We start from the raw sequence: 1934 nt of genomic DNA, 5'->3' as shown, positions 1-1934 counted from the left end.
TTTAACGCATTTATAAATGGTGATTGGTATTGACCATTATGTAACTTTATACTAACTTAATGTAAGCGGTTACATTAAGAAAACTCGGGTTTGGCATTTTTTTGAAATAAAATGTAAGCGCTTACAATGATAGCAACGTATAAAAATAAAACCAGATTTGGAGATTTGCATGAATCACACACATTTTAAGAAAAAGCAGCTAGCCCTGAGCCTCTCTATGGCAATGGGACTAAGTGCGCTAATTCCTCACACCGCAGTTGCCGAAGAAGAGCCCAACAACCAAGCAAGTGATATCGAAGTCATTCAAGTATCTGGTATTCGAGGCAGTTTAGTTAAGTCGATGGATATCAAACGTCAGTCTGCTGGTGTTGTTGATGCCATCACTTCTGAAGATATTGGTAAATTTCCTGATACCAACCTTGCTGAATCACTGCAACGTATCACCGGCGTATCGATTAATCGCAGTAACGGCGAAGGCAGCGAAATTACCGTTCGTGGTTTTGGCCCTGAGTTTAACTTAGTCACCCTAAATGATCGTCAAATGCCTACCACTGGTAGTCGCTCGTTCGATTTTGGTGATATTGCCACAGAGAGCGTCAGCGGTGTTGAAGTATATAAAACAGCGCGCTCAAGCGCCCCAAGTGGAGGTATTGGCGCAACGGTAAATATTACGACCGCAAAACCTCTGTCAAATCCTGGTATGCATGCATCTATTGGTGCTAAAGCAGTTTATGACACATCAAACGAAACCGGTGATGATGTAACCCCCGAACTTTCAGGTATTTACAGCAACACGTTTAATGATGATAAGTTTGGCATTTTAATTTCCGGCTCTGTACAAGAGCGCGATAGCCGCGAGCAATCAATGGCGGTTGATAACTGGATCCCAAATGTTGATATTTCTTCATCGAATGCCGCGGTGACAGATAATAACCAACGCGCTGATGGTACCACTTGGTACCCACAAAATGCGGGATACTCTTTTTCAGATAACAGCCGTAAACGTACTAATGGACAACTTGTTCTGCAATACGCACCAACTGACGACCTAGTCGCAACGGTTGATTACACTTACTCTAAACTTGAGCTAGAAAAAGAAGGCCGTAGTTTTGGTGTATGGTTTAATAATGGCGGGAATGTAAGCTCAGCAAATATTAATGAGAACGGCACTTATACTCAAATTTCTGAGTATGGTGGCGATTACTCAACAAACCTCAATAGAAGTTCAACAGAAAACGAAAATAAATCGTTAGGTTTAAACCTTGACTGGCAAGTAACAGATACATTGAACCTTGAGTTTGATGCACATAACTCATCAGCAACCAGTGCAGGAACAGGCTTAGGCCAAGACGCATACATGATCATCGGTAATACTTCATGCATCGATTGCGAAAACCCAACTGCAGCCATTGATGAAAAAACAGCTGATTTTAGCCAAACAGATATTCCACTTATTGGTATGTCCCTCACGAATGGCCAAGCCGAGTTATTACCAAGCGATATAGGCACTCTCTTTGCTGGTGTTAGTAAAGAAGTAAACACTAATGACCTTGATCAATATCAATTGAAAGGTACATGGTATAACGAAGACAGTGGCGCATTAGCCAGTATTAATTTTGGCGTTTCACACACCACTATAGATTTTCGTACAACCTCAGCTTACTCAGGCCAGTTAGCCGCGGGTTGGTGGGGTACATCAGCTGATTGGTACGACGACAGCTTATTCTCGCGCACTGATAGCAGCGGTTTATTGGATGGATTTTCAGGTGGCGGCAGCGACAAATTATTAAATTACTATTACGATGCTGATTTTGATGAAATAGTTAATATTGCACAAAGTATCGATTGTAATCATCCAGATGCCGCTGTAGGCGCTTGTAGCTGGCCTGCTGATGTGAATGGTCAAGTTCAATCAGGTCCTATTGATGACGACC

1 protein-coding gene is annotated in these 1934 nt (G+C 42.1%); it reads left to right on the top strand.

Annotation, left to right across the window (positions count from 1 at the left end; genetic code table 11):
• Nucleotides 1–169: 169 nt before the first annotated feature.
• A partial coding sequence (locus tag ACT3RM_RS17645) for a TonB-dependent receptor (protein ID WP_444511484.1) occupies nt 170–1934 on the top strand: 1765 nt, incomplete at its 3' end.

Source organism: Pseudoalteromonas sp. AOP7-A1-14 (assembly GCF_052376275.1).
GTDB lineage: Bacteria > Pseudomonadota > Gammaproteobacteria > Enterobacterales > Alteromonadaceae > Pseudoalteromonas.
This window is presented reverse-complemented; position numbering and strand designations above follow the sequence as displayed.